Source organism: Aquiflexum sp. TKW24L, from assembly GCF_023502205.1.
Taxonomy (GTDB): Bacteria; Bacteroidota; Bacteroidia; order Cytophagales; family Cyclobacteriaceae; genus Cognataquiflexum.
On sequence record NZ_JAMFLG010000058.1, the window covers coordinates 1 to 18,406 of the forward strand.

At 39.9% G+C, this 18,406-nt stretch carries 20 protein-coding genes and 1 pseudogene; 9 read left to right on the top strand and 12 right to left on the bottom strand.

Features of this window, described 5'->3' with window-relative positions; genetic code table 11:
- Positions 1-407: 407 nt before the first annotated feature.
- Positions 408-980, top strand: coding sequence for an LOG family protein (locus M3O96_RS20920; RefSeq protein ID WP_249724367.1), 573 nt, complete (start codon positions 408-410; stop codon positions 978-980).
- Between the two features lie 24 nt (positions 981-1,004).
- On the opposite strand, the gene msrC is transcribed toward M3O96_RS20920, so the two are convergent.
- From msrC to M3O96_RS20940, 4 genes are all read right to left on the bottom strand, one after another.
- Positions 1,005-1,487: a free L-methionine (R)-S-oxide reductase MsrC gene (gene msrC / locus M3O96_RS20925; RefSeq protein WP_249724469.1), complete on the bottom strand. Its 483-nt coding sequence runs from the start codon at positions 1,485-1,487 to the stop codon at positions 1,005-1,007.
- 156 nt (positions 1,488-1,643) lie between these two features.
- Positions 1,644-2,669 (bottom strand): bifunctional diaminohydroxyphosphoribosylaminopyrimidine deaminase/5-amino-6-(5-phosphoribosylamino)uracil reductase RibD, encoded by a 1,026-nt coding sequence (ribD, locus tag M3O96_RS20930; protein WP_249724383.1) that lies wholly within the window; start codon positions 2,667-2,669, stop codon positions 1,644-1,646.
- A 4-nt stretch (positions 2,670-2,673) separates the two neighbouring features.
- Positions 2,674-3,477, bottom strand: coding sequence for a DUF4382 domain-containing protein (locus tag M3O96_RS20935; protein WP_249724386.1), 804 nt, complete (start codon positions 3,475-3,477; stop codon positions 2,674-2,676).
- 138 nt (positions 3,478-3,615) lie between these two features.
- Positions 3,616-4,689: an SH3 domain-containing protein gene (locus M3O96_RS20940; protein WP_249724389.1), complete on the bottom strand. Its 1,074-nt coding sequence runs from the start codon at positions 4,687-4,689 to the stop codon at positions 3,616-3,618.
- 340 nt (positions 4,690-5,029) lie between these two features.
- Here M3O96_RS20940 and M3O96_RS20945 point away from each other — a divergent pair, with 340 nt between their 5' ends.
- The 3 genes from M3O96_RS20945 (at position 5,030) to tnpA (ending at position 7,250) form a co-directional block, all read left to right on the top strand.
- Entirely contained in the window at positions 5,030-5,599 is a 570-nt protein-coding gene (locus tag M3O96_RS20945) for a porin family protein (protein WP_249724391.1), read from the top strand.
- 66 nt (positions 5,600-5,665) lie between these two features.
- On the top strand, positions 5,666-6,523 hold the full coding sequence (locus M3O96_RS20950) for a mechanosensitive ion channel family protein (protein ID WP_249724394.1): 858 nt from the start codon (positions 5,666-5,668) through the stop codon (positions 6,521-6,523).
- A gap of 292 nt (positions 6,524-6,815) precedes the next feature.
- Positions 6,816-7,250: an IS200/IS605 family transposase gene (gene tnpA / locus M3O96_RS20955; RefSeq protein ID WP_249724412.1), complete on the top strand. Its 435-nt coding sequence runs from the start codon at positions 6,816-6,818 to the stop codon at positions 7,248-7,250.
- Between the two features lie 446 nt (positions 7,251-7,696).
- Here tnpA and M3O96_RS20960 read toward each other — a convergent pair whose 3' ends face one another.
- A complete protein-coding gene (locus M3O96_RS20960; protein ID WP_249724415.1) occupies positions 7,697-8,404 on the bottom strand; it encodes a GIN domain-containing protein in 708 nt (235 codons plus the stop codon).
- A gap of 213 nt (positions 8,405-8,617) precedes the next feature.
- Between M3O96_RS20960 and M3O96_RS20965 the strand changes: the two genes are divergently transcribed.
- A complete protein-coding gene (locus M3O96_RS20965) occupies positions 8,618-10,510 on the top strand; it encodes a sulfatase-like hydrolase/transferase (RefSeq protein WP_249724429.1) in 1,893 nt (630 codons plus the stop codon).
- 156 nt (positions 10,511-10,666) lie between these two features.
- A complete protein-coding gene (locus M3O96_RS20970) occupies positions 10,667-10,777 on the top strand; it encodes a PDDEXK family nuclease (protein ID WP_249724472.1) in 111 nt (36 codons plus the stop codon).
- A 200-nt stretch (positions 10,778-10,977) separates the two neighbouring features.
- Here the strand turns inward: M3O96_RS20970 and M3O96_RS20975 are convergent, their stop codons facing one another.
- The 4 genes from M3O96_RS20975 to M3O96_RS20990 all read right to left on the bottom strand — a co-directional run bounded on the left by M3O96_RS20975 (position 10,978) and on the right by M3O96_RS20990 (position 13,162).
- Positions 10,978-11,511, bottom strand: coding sequence for a hypothetical protein (locus tag M3O96_RS20975; RefSeq protein WP_249724432.1), 534 nt, complete (start codon positions 11,509-11,511; stop codon positions 10,978-10,980).
- Positions 11,498-12,244, bottom strand: coding sequence for an ImmA/IrrE family metallo-endopeptidase (locus tag M3O96_RS20980; protein WP_249724451.1), 747 nt, complete (start codon positions 12,242-12,244; stop codon positions 11,498-11,500). The genes M3O96_RS20975 and M3O96_RS20980 overlap by 14 nt, the downstream gene beginning before the upstream one ends.
- Positions 12,234-12,581: a helix-turn-helix domain-containing protein gene (locus tag M3O96_RS20985; RefSeq protein ID WP_249724454.1), complete on the bottom strand. Its 348-nt coding sequence runs from the start codon at positions 12,579-12,581 to the stop codon at positions 12,234-12,236. Before M3O96_RS20985 ends, M3O96_RS20980 begins: the two co-directional genes overlap by 11 nt.
- 338 nt (positions 12,582-12,919) lie before the next feature.
- Positions 12,920-13,162, bottom strand: a complete 243-nt coding sequence (locus M3O96_RS20990; protein WP_249724457.1) for a hypothetical protein — start codon at positions 13,160-13,162, stop codon at positions 12,920-12,922.
- A gap of 93 nt (positions 13,163-13,255) precedes the next feature.
- On the opposite strand from M3O96_RS20990, the gene M3O96_RS20995 reads away from it, so the two are divergent.
- The 3 genes and pseudogenes from M3O96_RS20995 to M3O96_RS21005 all read left to right on the top strand — a co-directional run bounded on the left by M3O96_RS20995 (position 13,256) and on the right by M3O96_RS21005 (position 16,239).
- The gene (locus M3O96_RS20995; RefSeq protein WP_241128491.1) at positions 13,256-13,462 is read left to right on the top strand and encodes a helix-turn-helix domain-containing protein; all 207 of its coding nucleotides are present in this window, start codon (positions 13,256-13,258) and stop codon (positions 13,460-13,462) included.
- A gap of 18 nt (positions 13,463-13,480) precedes the next feature.
- Positions 13,481-14,866 (top strand): annotated as a pseudogene (locus M3O96_RS21000) (McrB family protein).
- Positions 14,863-16,239, top strand: coding sequence for an McrC family protein (locus tag M3O96_RS21005; RefSeq protein ID WP_249724459.1), 1,377 nt, complete (start codon positions 14,863-14,865; stop codon positions 16,237-16,239). The pseudogene M3O96_RS21000 and the gene M3O96_RS21005 overlap by 4 nt, the downstream one beginning before the upstream one ends.
- Here M3O96_RS21005 and M3O96_RS21010 read toward each other — a convergent pair.
- The 3 genes from M3O96_RS21010 to M3O96_RS21020 form a co-directional block, all read right to left on the bottom strand.
- Entirely contained in the window at positions 16,221-16,487 is a 267-nt protein-coding gene (locus tag M3O96_RS21010; RefSeq protein ID WP_249724462.1) for a hypothetical protein, read from the bottom strand. The genes M3O96_RS21005 and M3O96_RS21010 overlap by 19 nt on opposite strands.
- An 84-nt stretch (positions 16,488-16,571) precedes the next feature.
- Positions 16,572-17,315: a hypothetical protein gene (locus M3O96_RS21015; RefSeq protein ID WP_249724465.1), complete on the bottom strand. Its 744-nt coding sequence runs from the start codon at positions 17,313-17,315 to the stop codon at positions 16,572-16,574.
- Positions 17,316-17,668: 353 nt separating this feature from the next.
- Positions 17,669-18,043, bottom strand: a complete 375-nt coding sequence (locus M3O96_RS21020) for a hypothetical protein (protein WP_249724468.1) — start codon at positions 18,041-18,043, stop codon at positions 17,669-17,671.
- Between the last annotated feature and the right edge of the window lie 363 nt (positions 18,044-18,406).

The window sequence follows — 18,406 nt, forward strand, 5'->3', positions numbered from 1 at the left end:
AGGTAAATTTTTTCTTTTGCTCCTTCGCGCGGGACAATTTTTACCGCAATGACCGCAATGGTTTCGCCAAGAACGCAAGGTGTCTTTCTTAAGGCCTTTACTTTTTCTTTGTGTTTTTGTGTCTTTGTGGGACACATGAATATTATTTTTCTCAGTGCCATCCGCGTCCTCTGGGGTTAATCTTTTCTTTTGCTCCTTCGCGCGGGACAATTTTTACCGCAATGACCGCAATGGTTTCGCCAAGAACGCAAGGTATCTTTCTTAAGGCCTTTACTTTTTCTTTGTGTTTTTGTGTCTTTGTGGGACACATGAATATTATTTTTCTCAGTGCACTCCGCGTCCTCCGGGGTAAATTTTTCTTTGCGCCTATGCGGGACAACTTGTACTTTTATTCAAAAATCACCATCATGAAAAAAATCACCATCTACTGCGGTTCCAACAAAGGCAAAAATCCTATCTACGAAGAAGGCGCCAAAGCTTTGGCAAATGAAATGGTCAAAAGAAATATGGCTTTGGTCTATGGTGCGGGCAATGTGGGCTTGATGGGTGTCATCGCCGATGCCATGCTTGAAGCAGGGATGGACGTCTATGGAATCATTCCCCAAAAACTCGTGGACATCGAAGTAGCCCACCGGGGATTGACCGAACTGATCGTCGTCGAGACCATGCGCGACCGCAAGTGGCTGATGGCAGAAAAAGGGGACGGATTTATCGCCATGCCGGGAGGAATCGGGACTTTTGAGGAATTGTTCGAGATCATGACCTTAAACCAACTGGCCTATATCAGCAAACCATTGGCACTGTACAATGTCCATGGCTATTATGATGGGTTGATTACTTTTCTACAGCATTCGGCAAAAGAAGGATTTCTCCATCAGGCCCAATTGGACTTGTTGATCATCAGCAGCGATCCTGTGGAATTATTGGATAAAATGACCTCATTCGAACCAGAATTTATCGAAAAGTGGGAAGTGAAGTAGGGGCTATCAGTTGCGGAAGGTTATTCAACAGTATTTGTCCACCAAAGCCATCAACTTTTCAAGGTAAAAAGCATCACTTTGGTCAAAGTCGTCCAATTGGTCACTGTCAACATCCAAGACTATCCAAACTTTTCCTTCCTTAAACCCCGGCACCACGATCTCAGACTTAGAAGCCGAACTACAGGCAATATGTCCCGGAAATGCATCTACGTCAGGCACCAGTTGCGTTTTGGATTCCTTCCAAGCTGCTCCACAAACCCCCTTACCAAAGGCAATCCGGGTACAGGCCAATGGTCCTTGAAATGGTCCCAAGACCAATTGCTCTCCTTTGACGATATAGAATCCCACCCAAAAGAAACCAAAAGCTTCCCTCAGCACTGCAGCAATATTGGCAAGATTCGCATAGCTATCCGTCTCTGAGGATATCAAAGCCTCAATCTGTGGAAGGATGGCTTGGTATTTTTCAGCTTTGGTGGCTGCTTCAGGTAAGTAGAGTGATTCGGACATGGTTTCAAATAAATTATGGTTATGCTCTATTGAATAGTTGGTGAATTTAGAAAGTTTAATTTGACGGATGACCGATGACCGATGTTGCCAACTGTCTAGCATTTCGACATGATTCTTTTTGAAATATCCTTGTTCTGTTCTAAAAGGGAAACAAAATCAGTGATTTTCCCACACCACCAACTTATCCCCCATAATTTCCGATTCGGAGATCAATTTACCTTTGATCAATGGTGCCGATATGCCTGTTCCAAATTGAACCTGACCTGTAAAAACCCGAGCCTCGTCCCAAAGTTCCTTTTCGATAAAACTTTTCAGCACCTGCGCTCCCCCTTCCACAATCAGACTCTGGATTTTCCTTTGGTACAGGTCTTCCAAAACTTCCTCAACACCAAATCCTCTTGACAATTGTACAAATTCTAAGTTCTCTGATTTTTCGGATTTGACCTGATTGAAACAGATCGTAGGTTGGGATTGGTCAAACAGATATAAACCTTTCTCCAAAGTCAAATTTCTATCCAAAACAATCCTGACAGGATTTCTTCCTTCCCATTCCCTGACATTCAGTTGTGGATTGTCATAGCTGGCAGTGGAAGTTCCAACCAAAATCGCATCCTCCTCGGACCTCCACTTATGGACTAGCTGCCTTGAATAGGAATTAGAGATCCATTTGGAATCGAAGTTTTCTCTTGCCACATATCCATCTTGGGTCTGAGCCCATTTTAAAATGACATAGGGTCTTTTCTTTTCGATAAAAGTAAAAAAACGCTTATTCTGATCTCTCACCTTGTTTTCCAAAATCCCGGTAACAACTTCAATCCCTGCATCCTTGAGAATCTGGATTCCTTTTCCTCCCACCAAAGGATTGGAATCAACAGCTCCGATGACTACTCTTCGAACTTTTTTTTCTACCAAAAGATTGGCACATGGAGGGGTTTTGCCCCAATGGGCACAGGGTTCTAGCGAGACAAAAACAGTAGCTTCGGATAATACATTTTGATCTTCAACCGAGTTAATGGCATTAGGTTCGGCATGTGGTCCCCCATATAATTGGTGGTAACCTTCTCCGATGATGATGTCATGATGGACAATGACACAACCGACCATGGGATTGGGGCTGACATGACCTCTTCCCAATTCCGCCAATTCGATGGCTCTCCACATGTACAATTCATCCTTCGTCATGGAATCAAGGTTTTGGAAGAAGGGTGATGGGAGTCAATTGGGTAATTTTCCTCATTTCCACCCTGACGTTTTGGACTGTATCGGATTGATATCTTGTATTAAATGGAAGTATAGCCACTATATGGTTTCCCAATAAACCTCTCAGTTTAAATCTCCCTGTAGCCAGGTCCACCGCAGTGGAGGAAACTGTGTCCCTGCCTTGAATGGCATATACGATGGCATTTTCTTGGAGCGGAGTGATTGTCCCCGCAATTTCACCGGTATTGGCCCGGGAAAATGACCGGAGTTTGGGATTGAGTATATACCCTGCAGTAGGATTAGATGAGGCTTTGATCGACCTGAATACTTCAAAATCTATAAATAGATCCACCGAGAATCCGGGGTCCAAAGGATAATTGACGGTCAATGAAGGGTTTTGGGCCTCACTGTTGTCAAATATCAAAGGAGACCTTGCGCCATCTACCACCACAAAGTTGTCCGTTCCCAATCTTAAAGTCAATTCTGTCACAGCTCCAACCAAAAATTCTCCCCTTCCTACCAAAAACTGCCTATCCAAGATTAAACTCGCAAGGTTCACCTGCTGATTGCTTTGGATATTCTCCAAAAAAACCGGAATTGCATTGTCCTGTCCCCTGGTACCTGTAGTCTTCACCTCCACACCCAATATCTCAACCCATACTTCATCAAAATCTCCGGGTGCATCGATCACAAATACATTTATCAAGGCTGTACTTCTTTCTCCATCTGAGGTGCAGGAAATTAAAAGGGCAAACAACAGAACCGGGATATATAAAGGAAACTTTTTCACAGCTCAAAAATAGGAAAAGTTATTACAATGAAGGAGACCCGCACTTATGAAATAAAAAAGCCGAATGTTTAGATCTGGTAAAAAGACTTTATTGCTGCCCGATTCTTTGAAAGCTATAAAAAAATCAGATAAAGTAGCTTACTGAATTTTTTCAACAAATTTAGAATCTACCCATCCTTCTTTGCCTTCAGGAAGGCGGACTTTACTGTATCCGCCAATAGTTTCAAGAACTTTCACCATGGCACCTTGATTTAAAGTTCTAAGAATAGTTGATGGGGAGTTTTCCGGCGCGGAACGAAGGCGTACTCCATCAGAAGCTATCTGCATAAAGATCTCTCTGACCTTATCTGAAAGAGAAGTGTTAAGCAATGCCTGTTTGAATTTTTCTCTCCCAAGATCCCGATCAGAAGAATAAATCATAATTTTCATACTTGCTTCCGAAATGCGGTCAGGATTAAGGATAACTGCTGTAATCGGAGTTGGGTTGCTCCCGGGAATGCGGATGCTATGTTCTCCATTTACAGATGAAAGGGGAAGAGTATTGCCGTTTGAGAGTTGAAGCGACAACCTTGGATTATCAGCCGAACTGCTATTTTCCTGCTTATAAAAATAATACTTGAAAGAATCCCCCCACCTCAGTTTCATCAATTCAAATCCATTGTCATAGCTGGTAACGGGGATCTCCGCTTCGCCATTGAAATGCATGATTGTATTATCGGTATTTCCTTCTACCCTTACCGCAAAAGGAAACATAACCTCCAATTCTGACAATGAAGAACTAACAATAACATCTCTGGTTTGGCTACCATCATCTTGAATCACTTTTTCGAGGCCTTTTGACCTTTCATCTATCATTGTTCTGGTACTGTCTCCATCCTCTTTCACTAATTCCTGAAACTCCTCCACCTTGATTGGTGGATTTTCGCTTTTCCACCAGAGCATTGTCAGAATAAATAATGCTATACCACCGGTAGCTTTCACTGCCAATTTGCCCAATTTGCTTTCCAGCAAAGGGGATTCAATGCCCAAATTGATAGATCCTGAAAGAAGAACCCCAAAAACCCCTACCAGTAAAGAAGAAATAATCGCTACCAATTGATGCTTATAGCCTGAGAGATTTTCTGGTCCAGCCAAAATCAGGTAAAGGAAAAATGCCAATAATAAACTTCCATATACCAAGCTGACAATAAAGTGTCTTGAATCTGTTTTCATATTGATTTTTTGGGGTTAATTCAAAAACCACTGAAAATATAAAAATTTGATGGGGTAAAATAAAAAATCACCCTACATAATTTAGGATATCCGCAAATTTGCCCATAGCTCAAATTAAATATGTTCAATTGTTCCTTATTCCGGGTTGATATGGGATTTGGCATAAAAGCAATCATTCCTAAAATAAAATCAGGGCGGTGCCAATAAACCCTGTTGTACCCTGACCAAGCAATTATGTAACTCTTATTTTTAATCTGTAACTTTTAGGCTATTGTTTTAGTCACCTTTGCGTAAGGTTAGGACTGCTGACCTAGAAATTACCCACAAAAAACAAAAACTTATGAAATTTTATTTTATCGGATTCATGATGGCTTTCATCATGTCAAGTAACGTTTTCGCACAGCACACCAACCTTGGCATCAAAGGTGGTCTCAATGTGTACAACATCGAAGGGAGCAGCCAATACAGCTCCAAAGCCGGACTCAACTTGGGTCTTCTTGGCCACATTCACCTTACTGACCAATTTGCCTTGCAACCCGAAATTTTATATTCAGGACAAGGTGCCAAAATCGGAAACAATACGAACCTCAACCTAGATTACATCAATGTCCCTGTATTGCTTCAATACATGTTTGACAATGGGTTCAGGGTACAAGCCGGTCCACAACTTGGATTCTTGGTCGCCGCCAAAAACAAGACAGGAAATACCACGGTCAATGTGAAAGACAACTTTGAAAGTATTGATGTTGGTTTGGGGCTTGGTGTGAGTTATGTCAACACAGCTACAGGATTTGGTGTAGATGCCAGGTACAAGCACGGATTGAGCAACATCAGTTCTTTGAACAATACCGATTTAAAAAACAGAGGTTTCCAATTAGGTGTATTCTACCTCTTTGGGCACAAAAATTAATCTATTTTGCAAAAGTGCAAGGGACAGCGAAAGCTGTCCCTTTTTTTACGTTAAATTATTTTGAGCATGGACTTTCAGGAATCGTTTGAAAGACTAAAAAACATCTTACTTGGTGATATAGGAAATCTGGAGCGGGTTGCAATTTCAATATTGTTTGGACTTGTAATTTTGGTTTTTTTCCACTACATCTCCAAATGGATAAAAAGATTGGCCGTGTCCCGGATTTCCAAAAAAACCAATGATCTATTGTTGGCGGATTTCGTTGGTAACGCCTTTAGAATCCTTATTTTTCTTTTTGGAATTACCCTATTGTTTCGATTTTTGGGATTATCTGGAGCTGTTAGCGGTATTCTGGCAAGTGCGGGTATTACGGCATTTATCATTGGCTTTGCCCTTAAGGATATTGGTGAAAATTTCCTTGCAGGTTTACTTTTGGCTTTCAAGCGTCCTTTTAGAATTGGAGACTTAATTGACATTCAGGGTGTAAGGGGAAGGGTGATTTCGCTTAATTTACGTGACACCCAAATCAAAACCTCCGACGGCAAAGACGTTTACTTGCCCAATGCCAGCATCATCAAAAACCCTTTGGTCAATTTTACCATCGACGGTTTTCTCAGCTATCAGTTTGTGGTGGGGCTCGACTATGGCTCCGATTACCAAAAAGCTTTAAATTTAATTGAATCAACTTTGAAAACTGTGGAAGGCGTCTTGCAGGAAAGAAAACCCACCGTAAATATTTCTGATCTTTCTCCAAGCACTTTGAATATCACGGTCGTTTTTTGGGTAAATACCTACGATCCAGTAATATCTGATATGAAAATTAAATCAAACGCCATCCTTGCAGTATTGACAGCGCTAGAAAAAGAGGGCTACAATCTCCCCGGCGACATCATCGAAATCAAAAGACACCGAACGAAAAATTAATCAGCCCGATTCTCCCTTCCGTCTCCCATCTTTTTACGACCTCTCACCTTTAACCTTCTCCCATTCCTTCCACTTCCCTCACATCCGTCATCGGTCATCGGTCACCCAGACCCCTTACCAACTCCCTTCATTATTAATTCAGCATTCAGAATTCCTACACCTCCTACCTCCTACCTATCCAAAAATCCGATATCAGTCCGGTTGGTTTTTAAATTAGTCGAATATTTAATCGGATAATCTCCTATATATTTTTCATTTGCCTTAATTTCAAGTAAACCTAAATTGTTTGCTTATGCCATTTATCAAAATTTACATTCATTTCGTTTGGACTACTAAAAACTTTTCGCCGCTGCTAAATGGAAAAACCTTAAGAGAAAAAGTTAAATCCCATATTCTTGAAAATTGTATAAACAAAGGAATATACGTAGATCAACTCGCGGTCCAAAAGGAGCATTGCCATTGTTTGATTTCTTTGGGCAAAGAACAAACAACCAGTAAATTGATGCAGTTGATCAAAGGAGAATCGGCCTTTTGGATCAATAAAGAAAATTTGATTTCGACTCGGTTTGAATGGCAGGATGAGTATTTCGGGGTATCTGTTTCTGAAAGCTATCTTCCAAAAGTGAGGGCGTATATCCAAAATCAGGATGAGCACCATGGGAAGAAAACTTTTGGGGAAGAATATGAAAATTTCATTTTGAAATGTGGCTTCTCAAAAATGAAATAATTATAATGTTTGGCTAAAGCCTTAGAAATTCACGAAATCTGCTCCAACCACCAGCTAAAGCAGGTGGAAATTAATAACGACCCGGATATTGGTTTACTGTTTGATTTTTGGAATTATTTGAATATTCAAAGTTCAATGCCTTTTAATTCTCTTTCCCATTATTGAGTACTTACCCTGGTCATTTCCACTATCTTTAGATAGTGGAAAAGCCAATTTAAAAAAGCGCCTATCCACTTTAGTCGGTTTGGGTTTTCAAATTCTTTGGCTGCCCAAACCACCAGCTAAAGCAGCCAGGTAGTGGAATGTTGTTTGATTATTCACGGTAGTATGAATGTTTGGTCTGCTATCTCGATTTCCGACCCTGTGGCCATCAATTTCCACTATCTTTAGATAGTGGTTCAGCAAATCCTGACAAGCCCTCATCCGACTTTAGTCGGTTTAAACAACTAATTCCTATTCACCTTCCCTATTCCAGATACTTTCTCAGAGATGACAGTTGGATTCCCGGTGTAGTTGACCACGCCGATGCCATCTACCTTCAGCGTCAGTTCACCTTCGCAATGAACCGAAACAGCCCCGATCCCTGAACTCGTCAGATTCACATTTTGGACAGATAAATCAGATGCATCAATATTCCCTACGCCATCATTGAAAAGCCTCAGTTCATGGGAACTTCCTTTGAGAGACATATTTCCCACGAAGCTCAGCTTGGCATCCACCGCTTTGGCGTCGAATTCCAAAGAAATATTACCTACACCATTTCCTGCGATCAACAAATCCCCCAAATCCAGTGTTTCGGTACTCCTGATATTTCCCGCTCCTTCAAATCTGATCTCACGCAAGTCTGCAAGATCCAAGTCAATCTTAAGTTCATCCCTCATAAAAAATGCACCTGATTCTTCCTCATCCAACGTCAATTCCAAAAGGTCTCCCGTCTGTACGATTTGTAGTTTCTTCACCAGATCCTCCTTGCCGGAGATGACCATGGATTCTTTGCCTCCCTGCGAAATGTTCACATTGAATACGCCCTTGAGCTTTAGCCTAGTCACGCCGGCTATGGCTTTGTCTTCACTGTAACTGTTATTTGTACTTTCGCATGCGAACAAAAACATCCCCGCAAGGATAGAGATACCTAGAATTCTTGTGGCTTTCATAAAAGAGTAAATTTTGAAATGTAAAACGATGCATTGAAAATAAGGAATATCTTTGAAAATCATCGAGGTTAAGGTATTGAAATAGAAGGGGATTAAATCTGATCGGGGATTACAGGCAAAGAACAATCCTGCTGAAACAGCGTACAGTAAAATCTATTAGGCAAAACAAAGACGATTTTTAATTAAGTATCAAGACATAAAAGATATACCGCCATGAAAATCTTTATTCCTATTCTTTTTTTGTCTTCGCTGATCTTCTTTTCCTGCAATTCTGAAAGCCAAAAAGATCTCCCTCCGCCCAACATCCTGTGGATCTCCACTGAGGACATTGATCCGGCTTGGGGATGCTATGGTGATGAATACGCTACTACACCCAATATCGACGGGCTGGCAGCAGATGGCTTTATCTTTACAAGAGCAAGCGCTAACTCTCCCATCTGTGCGCCGGCCCGCTCTACGCTGATTACGGGCATGTTTGCCACTTCCTTGGGAACCCAACACCTACGTTCAGATGTGCCCTTACCCAATGACTTGAAAATCCTGCCCGAAATCCTCCGGGAGCATGGCTATTATACCTCCAACAATGTCAAAACAGATTATAACTTCAGTGCCGAAGGCCGTTGGGATGATAGCAGCAATGAGGCCCATTGGCGAAACAGGAAAGAAGGTCAACCATTTTTCTCCGTAGTCAATTTTATGATCACCCACGAAGGCCCCACCAACAACGCCGACCCCGAATCAGTAAAAAAGGACCTCAAGCAAAGACATGACCCCGCAAAAGCACCCATTCCACCCTATTTTCCCGATACCCCAAAAATGCGCGAAATCATGGCCCATGCCTATGACCTGATCAGTATTTTTGACCAAGGAGTAGGTGACTTGGTGCAACAACTTAAGGACGACGGGCTGTATGACAATACCATCATCTTTGTATTTTCCGACCATGGCTTTGGCCTTCCCCGACACAAGCGCTGGCTAAACAACTCTGGATTACACATTCCCCTCGTCCTTCATGTACCGGAAAAATACCGACACTTGGTATCCAATCTGAAAAACCAACAGGTGGATGACCTAGTAGGTTTTGTTGATTTTGCACCCACTGTCTTGGGCTTGGCTGGCATAGCCCCTTCTTCCTATATGGAGGGCAATAATTTCCTCGGCCCTAACGCAGTGAAAAACCAGTATAATTTTGGCTTCCGAAGCCGTGCAGATGATTGTCATGACATGTCGCGGTCGGTTTCTGATGGGCGATACTTATATATCCGCCATTACCTTCCCCAACTTCCCTACATTCAAAATGCCATCATCTTCACCCAAGGCAAACAGGCCATGGAGGAAATCTACCGGGCAAGAAATGAGAAAACCTTGCCTAATCACATGGGACAATACTTTCATTTCAAAATGTCTTTGGAGTTATATGACCTGGAAGAAGATCCCTATGAACTGAATAACCTAGCGATGAAACCCGAACACCAGGAACGCATCCGTTCATTCCAAAAAGAACTGGATCAATGGATGGTAAAGCACCGGGATTCCGGCATGCTCAATGAATCTGAATACATGCTTCGGGCAAAAGGAAGTTCAGTATATGAAATCTTAAGGGATGATACCCAATTCAATCCGAAGAAAACACTTGAAGCGATGAACTTAGTGGGCCAAATAGATGGCGGATCCATCCTAATACGGATGCAGGATCAGGATCCCCTTGTCCGATATTGGGGCTTGATTGCTTTGGAAAGTGCTGGGTTGAATTCCAGCTTGTTACTTCAGGAACTGGAAAACATATTGGATGACCCCTCCCCCATCAATGCCATACAGAGTGCCAAAATGCTGATTCAATTCAAAGAAGATCCCAAAGCCTATCAGACATTGGGGAATTACCTTCAAGCGGAAGAGGAAACCACCGTCCTCCATGCAGCCATTGCTTTAAGGCTTCTAGAAGAAAAAGCCAAACCACTGATCCCTTTGGTCAAAGATGAAATCTATCCCAAATATGCGGGACAAGTTTGGGGCAGGTACAAAAGTTGGAGCTACCCCATGTTTATCGGCATGGCCTTGGACCAAGCACGGATCAATTGCGGGGAAGAAATTCAGGTGAGAAACTAAAATGTCCAAAAAGTCCAAACCTTCTGTAAACAAACCCTATCCCTTACCAAAAATCGACCTTCGTCAATCGACCTTCGCAAATCGTAAATCATAACTCGTCCTTCGTAAATCGTCAAGGGCAAGGACACCAAACCGGAAAAACTCCTCAAAAAAGCACTGTGGCATACAGGACTCAGGTACCGCAGCAACAAAAGAAACCTACCCGGCAAGCCCGACATCTCCTTGATCAAATACAGGTTGGTGGTTTTTATTGATGGGTCCTTTTAGCCAAACTACTGACCACTGATTACTCCCTACATCACCTCCCACCTCTTACCTTTTACCTCTTACCTTTTACACCCCCTTCATCCCTCCTCCTTCCTCCAGCGGCTGGACAGTCCTCAGATTTTGGGATTTTGAAATCCAAAAAGAATTGGGAACCTGTGTGAAAAGGGTGGTGGATGAAATAGGTGAAAAGGGATATTGCTTTAAATAAAATCAAGCTTCCGGCAGGTATAATCTTTCATTTTTTTGACAGGCAGTTTGCTTTTCGCAGTCAAAACAGCTGAAATAAACCGGTCACATCTTTCTTCAGTAAACATTCCTATTCGCAGCGCTTCACACAAAAAATCCATCGTGGTCAGGTAATCGATCCCGTGCAGGCGACAGTAATGTTGGATATCTTTGAGATTACTGCTTGCAAGAATATGTTTTTGGAACTTGGCAACTGCCATACAGGCACTTTCACCGTCCCCTTTGAACTGAAGTTTTTTGATACTGAAATACTCCTTCTTGATTTCTTCGTCTTCTTCAGGAAAAGGGATTACCTCGATGAGTTTTTGGGTCACAAGATTTTCTACTTCGGTTTTGCGTTTTTTGAAGCGTTCCAGTTCTGCATATACCTTATCAAGAATTTTGATTGGGATGGGAAAAATATGCGTTAGGTTGAGAATCTCTCCACCTGTGATAAAATGTGAAACCACATCCGCATCAATGAGGATAATCCGATTATTCCTGACCATTAAAAAGTTTTTCTATATCCAATTCATCCAAACCTAAATCCAAAAGCAGACTCATATAATGGGATTCCGAAATCAGTTCCTTTTGGAAAAGTTCATTGGCAATACTCCCATAATCCCCCAAAAATTGGTTTTCATTTCCAGGTTCATAAAGGTCAGTTCCATATCCATAGGTCAGGGCGGATTTTTTGATACCGGTATTGAATTCATTGTATTTGATACCATCTATTAACTTCAGGCTTTTCAATCTAAATAGTAAAGCACCCCTGGAGCAGGAATAATACTGCTCTATTTTTAAAAGAGTCTTAAGACTTATTTTATTTTTTGCCAGTTCTTCATTCGGAATCAATCCCAATATTCCATTCTCCGGAAGCAACAGGTAGGCTGCAAAAATATCAGCTTGGTATTCTACTTTATCCTTCACATCAAATAGCCCTGTGATACACCTTCTGGAAGAAAACTCTTTTTGGATGAACAAATGATAAAGTTCATGGCAAATTGTAAAATGCTGCTTTCCAAGGCTGTGATTGGAATTGACAAGCATAAACCTGAAAGCTTCCGCACTATCCGTGATTTTGACCGCCATCCCCGAAAATTCACTTCCAAGAGGTCTAAAAACCGTGATCACATTTAATCTGGAAAGCAAACTCTTGAGCCTAATAGGATCTTCACTTCCGATGCGGTTGTCCGAGCGGAATGCATTCGCAACCTTTTCCAATAACAATTCACTTCCCATCAGCCAACAATTTTTTCATTTTGACATAATTATTGGTCACTTTTCTAAATGCCGCCAAAGAGTGGAGGTCACCCTTAGCAAGCTCCCCTGACCTAAATGCGAAAGCGGTATTGGCAGCGATTAGACTACTGTCTTGCTCATAAAAATCAATTTCATCCAAACCAAACAACTCCGCCAATCTGGTAAGCAGACCACTCGGAACGGACCTTTTGCCATTTTCGAAATAGCTGATTTCTTCCCTGTTGATAGATAGAAATGAAGCTAATTCCTCTTGGGTGAGGCCTAGTTTGTCCCTGAAATACCTGATATTATTTCCGATAATGTGGTTTGGATCCATGGTTAGTGAAGGGTAAAAGTTGTTACAAAAATATAGAAAAATTAATTACATAAATAATTTTGTAACAAATGTTTTTTAAATAAAATGAAAGGATGACATATCAGTAGACTGGTTGTATTTTCCGAAAGAGCATTCTGGCCGATTGGGAAAACAGAAAGAAAATCCAACCGTGACTTTTGGATTCCCAAAATCGATAGAAACATACAGCGCGATGCCGAAATCAGCCATTTCTACCGATCCGGTGGTTGGGCAGTGCTTCGATTCTGGGATTTTGAGGTGGAAAATGAGATTGACTACTTTAAAAAAGATTAATTCCTTGAATCAAATTTTCTCTTTTCTCATATCGGAAAATTTTCCAAAAAATCATCTAAGTCTTTCTCCGAATCGAATGATTCAATAGGTTCTATACCCAATTCAAAAAATTGGATCAATTTTATTAAGCCTTCGAAAAACCTGAAATGCTTCCCTTCATAATTGTAAATATAAACTAGTTTGTTTTCCTCAAACCTTATCAAGTTAAGGATTTCAATGGTTCGTGAGGGCGAAATGTATTCGGTAGAGATAGGGTGGATTTTGTTCATAAACGGAATAGTTACTTTACAAAAGTAAATTTAATTCTTTTTTTGTCGACTATAGCCGGTGGTACAATAGGCCACATTTTTTCAGATTGCAAGATGGACATTAAAGTTGCTTACGGCGAAAAAGTTAAAGCCATTAGAAAAAATCAGAATGTATCTCAAGAAAAGCTTGCTGAACTAGCTGAGTTGGACCGCACATACATCTCTGATATTGAAAATGGAAAAAGAAATGTTTCGATTGAAACAGTCTTTAAAATCGCTAAGGCCCTTAATTCTCCAATGATAAATTTTTTTGAGTTTTAATTTTAAGTAAAGGATATAATGATTCAAGAAGTTAGAGATTTAATTAAAGAATGGGCAGCTGAATTTGGTGCCAAAAACGATAATGACTTTAATAATTCATATATAGAGAGAAAGTTAATTGATGAAAAGGCTTTAAAAGATAATGGAGCATTTTTTGGGTTAATACATCCTGAAGAAGAAACATCCGGAGCATACCACGATTATTCTTTTGTTATTTTTCCTACAGAGAATGAAAAACCTTGGGTAGCGTCTTTTTGTGTCGGTTCAAGTAATTTTAAACGAGATTACGAATTGGCAAGTCGTCCTGGATTAAGAAGGTTATTTTCAAAATTAATTGATGAAAATGGCCATTGCTCAACTGATTTTACCAATATTACTTCTTCCCTCCCCACCAGTTTTAGCAGGAATCCAAAAATCCAGCATTTATCACAAACCCTTGGAAAATATTCTCAGGTAATCAACTGTTGTCAAATCATTGATAATCCTCTTAATGAAGAAGGAAAAAAATACATTAAAGGATTTCTAGCGGCATATGCTAAAATAAGGGAATGGCCCACAAACCCACAACATAGAAAAGCTATTTCAAATGCACTAAAGCCATTTCTTAAGGAAGATACAGTGAATGATACTGATTCTATTTATAAATTATTGAAAGAAAGAAAATTTGTTATCCTCCAAGGGCCTCCCGGAACTGGAAAAACTACGCTAGCAAAAGATATTGCAACAAAGTCATCATCAAAAATTTTTTTCACTCAGTTTCATGCAGAGACTTCATATTCTGACTTTATTTATGGAATAAGGCCTGACCTTAACAGTAGTGACCTTTCTTATGAAGGAACTTTGGGTATTTTAGCTGAAGCCGTCTTGTTTGCAAGAGATAATCCTAGTTAAAAGGTGGTTCTTATCATCGATGAAATAAATAGGGCAAATCTATCCAATGTATTAGGTCCTGTTTTTTATCTCTTTGAACATAAGATGAAAGTTGCTGATGTATCAATAAAAATTTCACCAGAATTAGATATAAAAGAGCTTCCCTCAAACCTCTTTGTGATTGCAACCATGAACACTGCTGATAGAAGTTTAGCAGTAGTTGATTTCGCTTTGAGAAGACGTTTTGCATGGTATACAATTAAGCCTAAACCGCTTTCAATTTCAAGTTTTTACAAAGATGACTTCAATAAAATAGCTGAGATATTTGATTGGTATGCTACCTCCAATGAATTGAATCTTCAACCAGGTCCGGGATACTTTATTGCAACCTCAGACGAGGAAATGAAAAATAGAATAATGTATGAAATTTTTCCTTTGATCAAGGAGTATCTTCAAGAGGGTTTGATTACATCAGCAGTTGAGGAGTTCAACAGTTATTTTACTGATAGAATCAACCAATCTCTTTTCGCATGACAAAAGATCAGGGCCTATTTCATGAAATACACTGTTTAACCGAAAGGTCATCATTAATCAGTGGTAGGGAATTGCAGAAAAAAGTATTCAAGGGTGCTGACAAAAGGATCATAGTTCTTTATTTACAGAAATTTATCCAATATAATTCGGATCTCTTTAGGTTTTTAGGAGTGGAAGTATTTATTGAAGGCTCAGATGCAAATGCTTCCATCTATTTTAAAACCTCACAATTCATCGGCACTATACCGCTTAAAGCTCCTGATACCGGGAAACAAATCGGTGACTTTGTAGTCTCACCAAGGTTTATTGGTAAAAACCGATTCGAAGAATATGTGGAAATTTTGGACCTATTAGAAGGGGATATTAGTCCTGAAATAATTGATAGCCTTCCTTTGGCTTCTAGAAGTACATTCAGACCTCCACTTTATCTAGAAGCTGTGAAATTTATCTCGGCTTTAGAAAAGCTAGTTAAGAATAATTGGAGAAAATTTGATGTTAAAGAAATTCAATCTTTCCAACCAAGTGGACAAGTAAACTGGAATAAATATGCGAATCAAAGCTACAAAGTGGAGGACAGGCTTAAATATCCTGTTAGGAAAAATTTCCTAAGCGAATTTCATTCCGAATTTAGTGAAATTAGATTTGTTTATGATTTATGCAAAACAGAACTATTAAGTCCAAACACTCCAATTAGCACAAGAATTTCTATCTCAAGAAGGCTTTCATTTTTGGATGAAAGGCTATATTTCCATAAGCCTAAAATCACCTCTAAAATTCAGGTTAGAAATGCTGATAATCTTGTAATTAGAGAGACTAAACAAATTGCAAATAGAATTTTAAATTTCAACTTAATTGAAGGGAGTGCCTGGCGAGTCGATTTTGCGGATGTATTTGAAAAGTTTGTTCAATATATTTTTAAAGAAGTGGCCAAATCAATTGGAGGCAAATTTATTCCTAACTTAAAGATCAACTCAAATACTAGAAATAAATTCCAATGGAATTTGAACAATTTAGAACCTGATGGAGTACTGCTAAAAAATGAAATGATTTTTTTTATTGATGCTAAATACAAATCTCATCTTTACAATAAATACGATCAAAGTGAAAGTTTAAAGGAAGAACACAGGAAAGACCTTCACCAAATTCTTGCTTACAGCTCTTTTAATGATGCCAAAAATAAAATTGGCTTTTTGTGTTATCCTTCCAACAAAGTAGAAATCTCAAAAATTGAATATTCCTTCTCCCAGATGAATTTTTCCAATCAAATATGCATGATTGGAATTCCTTTTAAAAAGGATTCGATCCAAAAAACTAAAGAAATACTTATTGAAGAAATAGAAAAATTATCTCTCTCTTACCCAATCTCGACATAATCCCTAAAAAAATCACCTAAACTCTCCAATTCAGGGTCATATTTCATTACAATCCTAGACGTAAACCGATCGATAAACTGATTGATAGATTCTTCATCTGGTAGCTTTTCTAAAAATGCCAAAATTGGATTTGCCTTTTCAAAATCCCCAATGATACAAAGTATTTCGCCTTTGTAACTATCTGCATAAGTTTCCTCAATGAGAAGGTATTTTTGCAGTAGGTGGATTTTCTCGTCAAATGATAGCATTGAGATTTAGAGAAATGTTAGAAGAATAAGCTGCTGTATCAAAAAAGAGAAATTTTATTCTTTATCCCAAATTGGAACAAATTTTTACTTGAAACACCCCACCACCCCAATCGCTCCGCTTTCCTTCAGGGAATAAGTTTGGCCATTGACAATATCGATAAACTTGATCCCTACGATTCCCAAAATGACTTTTTGGCTTTGGGTAGTAGCAAAGGACAGTTCCATTTCTCCCAAGACCGCAGGGCTTTGTCCCGCTTCCAAAATCTCACTTTCCTGCCAAACCACAACATGTTCCGCATCTTCCGACAGGGACACCAAGGCGAGGATGACTTGGTACAGTCGGTGACCAGCAGCTTCAGAGAATGGGGGAGTATGCATCCCTCCAAAATCGAAGTGGAATGATTTGCCTTTTTCTTTTTCTGACAAGACCGGCAATCTGCCTAAGGTAGAACGCAGGTTGGTATTGGCAGTAAAGTTGACTCCTACAAGTTTGCTGACATCACCGTAAAAGAGTTTCCGCTCACCCCGTTGATGGATAGGGTCCTTCGCCAAGACAGAGGAAAAAATTCCGGTCAACTTGGAGTTGATGTGAGGGTTCAAAGTCTTGCCATACATGTATATGATCGCATGTTTCAGTTTTCCTGCCAAGCTACCCGCCGTCCCAAAATCATTTGATGCTTGCCTCGAACGTTCAAAAGCCTTGCTGTTTTTAAATTGTTTGGTGGTCGGCCCGGTCTTGTTCCTAACCATATCCACCCCTTCGCTTTGGTAAAAATCGAGGCCACCCATTTGACCTTTAAAGCGAATTATTCCTGTCTGTCTAGCCATAGTTGCGTATACTTTCCGTTATAGTTCCCCTATAGTCCCGTTATAGTTCCCTTAACCATACTCCGTGTCTGAGTAGACCATACTCCGTGTCTGAGTAGAGGATACTCCGCCTCTGCCTTACCTCAGCCTTACCTTTGATACCATGTGGAACTGACCCAGAGTGCTTGTAGGGGTGATCAAGACTACTCTGAATACTATAAACCTAGTAAAAAATATGATTATAACAAATGCTTTATATACATCAGCCAAAAACTTTATTACTTGCACCCCGCCGACCGAAATTTGCAATCCACAAAAATCCACCCTACTTTAATTTTCAACCACCTAAAAATTTTTAAAGCTGACTTCCGGACCTACAATGGTTCGACCAATGTCGCTAACATAATAACAAAGAAAACAAGGTAGATTGAAGCGACTACAGCGCCGGTTACCAATAATGTCTTTCCCGCATTAATTTTTTTGACTTCGACTTTTGCGATATCCTCAAGCTTAATTGAAATCAGATCATCTTTCGGTCCTTTTGGCTCAAAGCCCCTCAAAACTCCCTCTTCGGTAATGACAAATTCCAAAACCTTAATGCCCCCTCTTTTTTCAAAGACCTGTATTAAATCTCCGGGCTTTAATTTTTGGAGTTGCTCAGACAAGGAAGCAGAATCAGTTCTTGGTTCTATCCTTTCTAGACTTTTATAGGTTTTGCATGAATTGCCCATCATTAAAATTAAAAGCATTATTCCAATTAGCCGGATATTTTTCATAAGCTCGGTAAGTGAAAGACCTAATTAAAAATAACCTTTTCTTATCGATTTTAAAATAAAATGAAACAATAAATCCTGTTTCTGAGGAAAATAAAAACGAAATTTTGGGTGATGCTTATGTTGTTCCGCTTTCACATGGCATCCATTTTATTTGATTTTTTATGTGAAATTTTTATCCCACATTCTTGGATATAGCTCCCACCTCTCAACTTCTACCTCTTACCCTTCATCCTTCCAAAAGATATCTCCCTCTGGTCGATATGACAAGGATAAGTCTCTTTCACCTCTTACCCATTTTCCTTTCAGATACTTTGTACTTGGTTCATTGTACTTCGT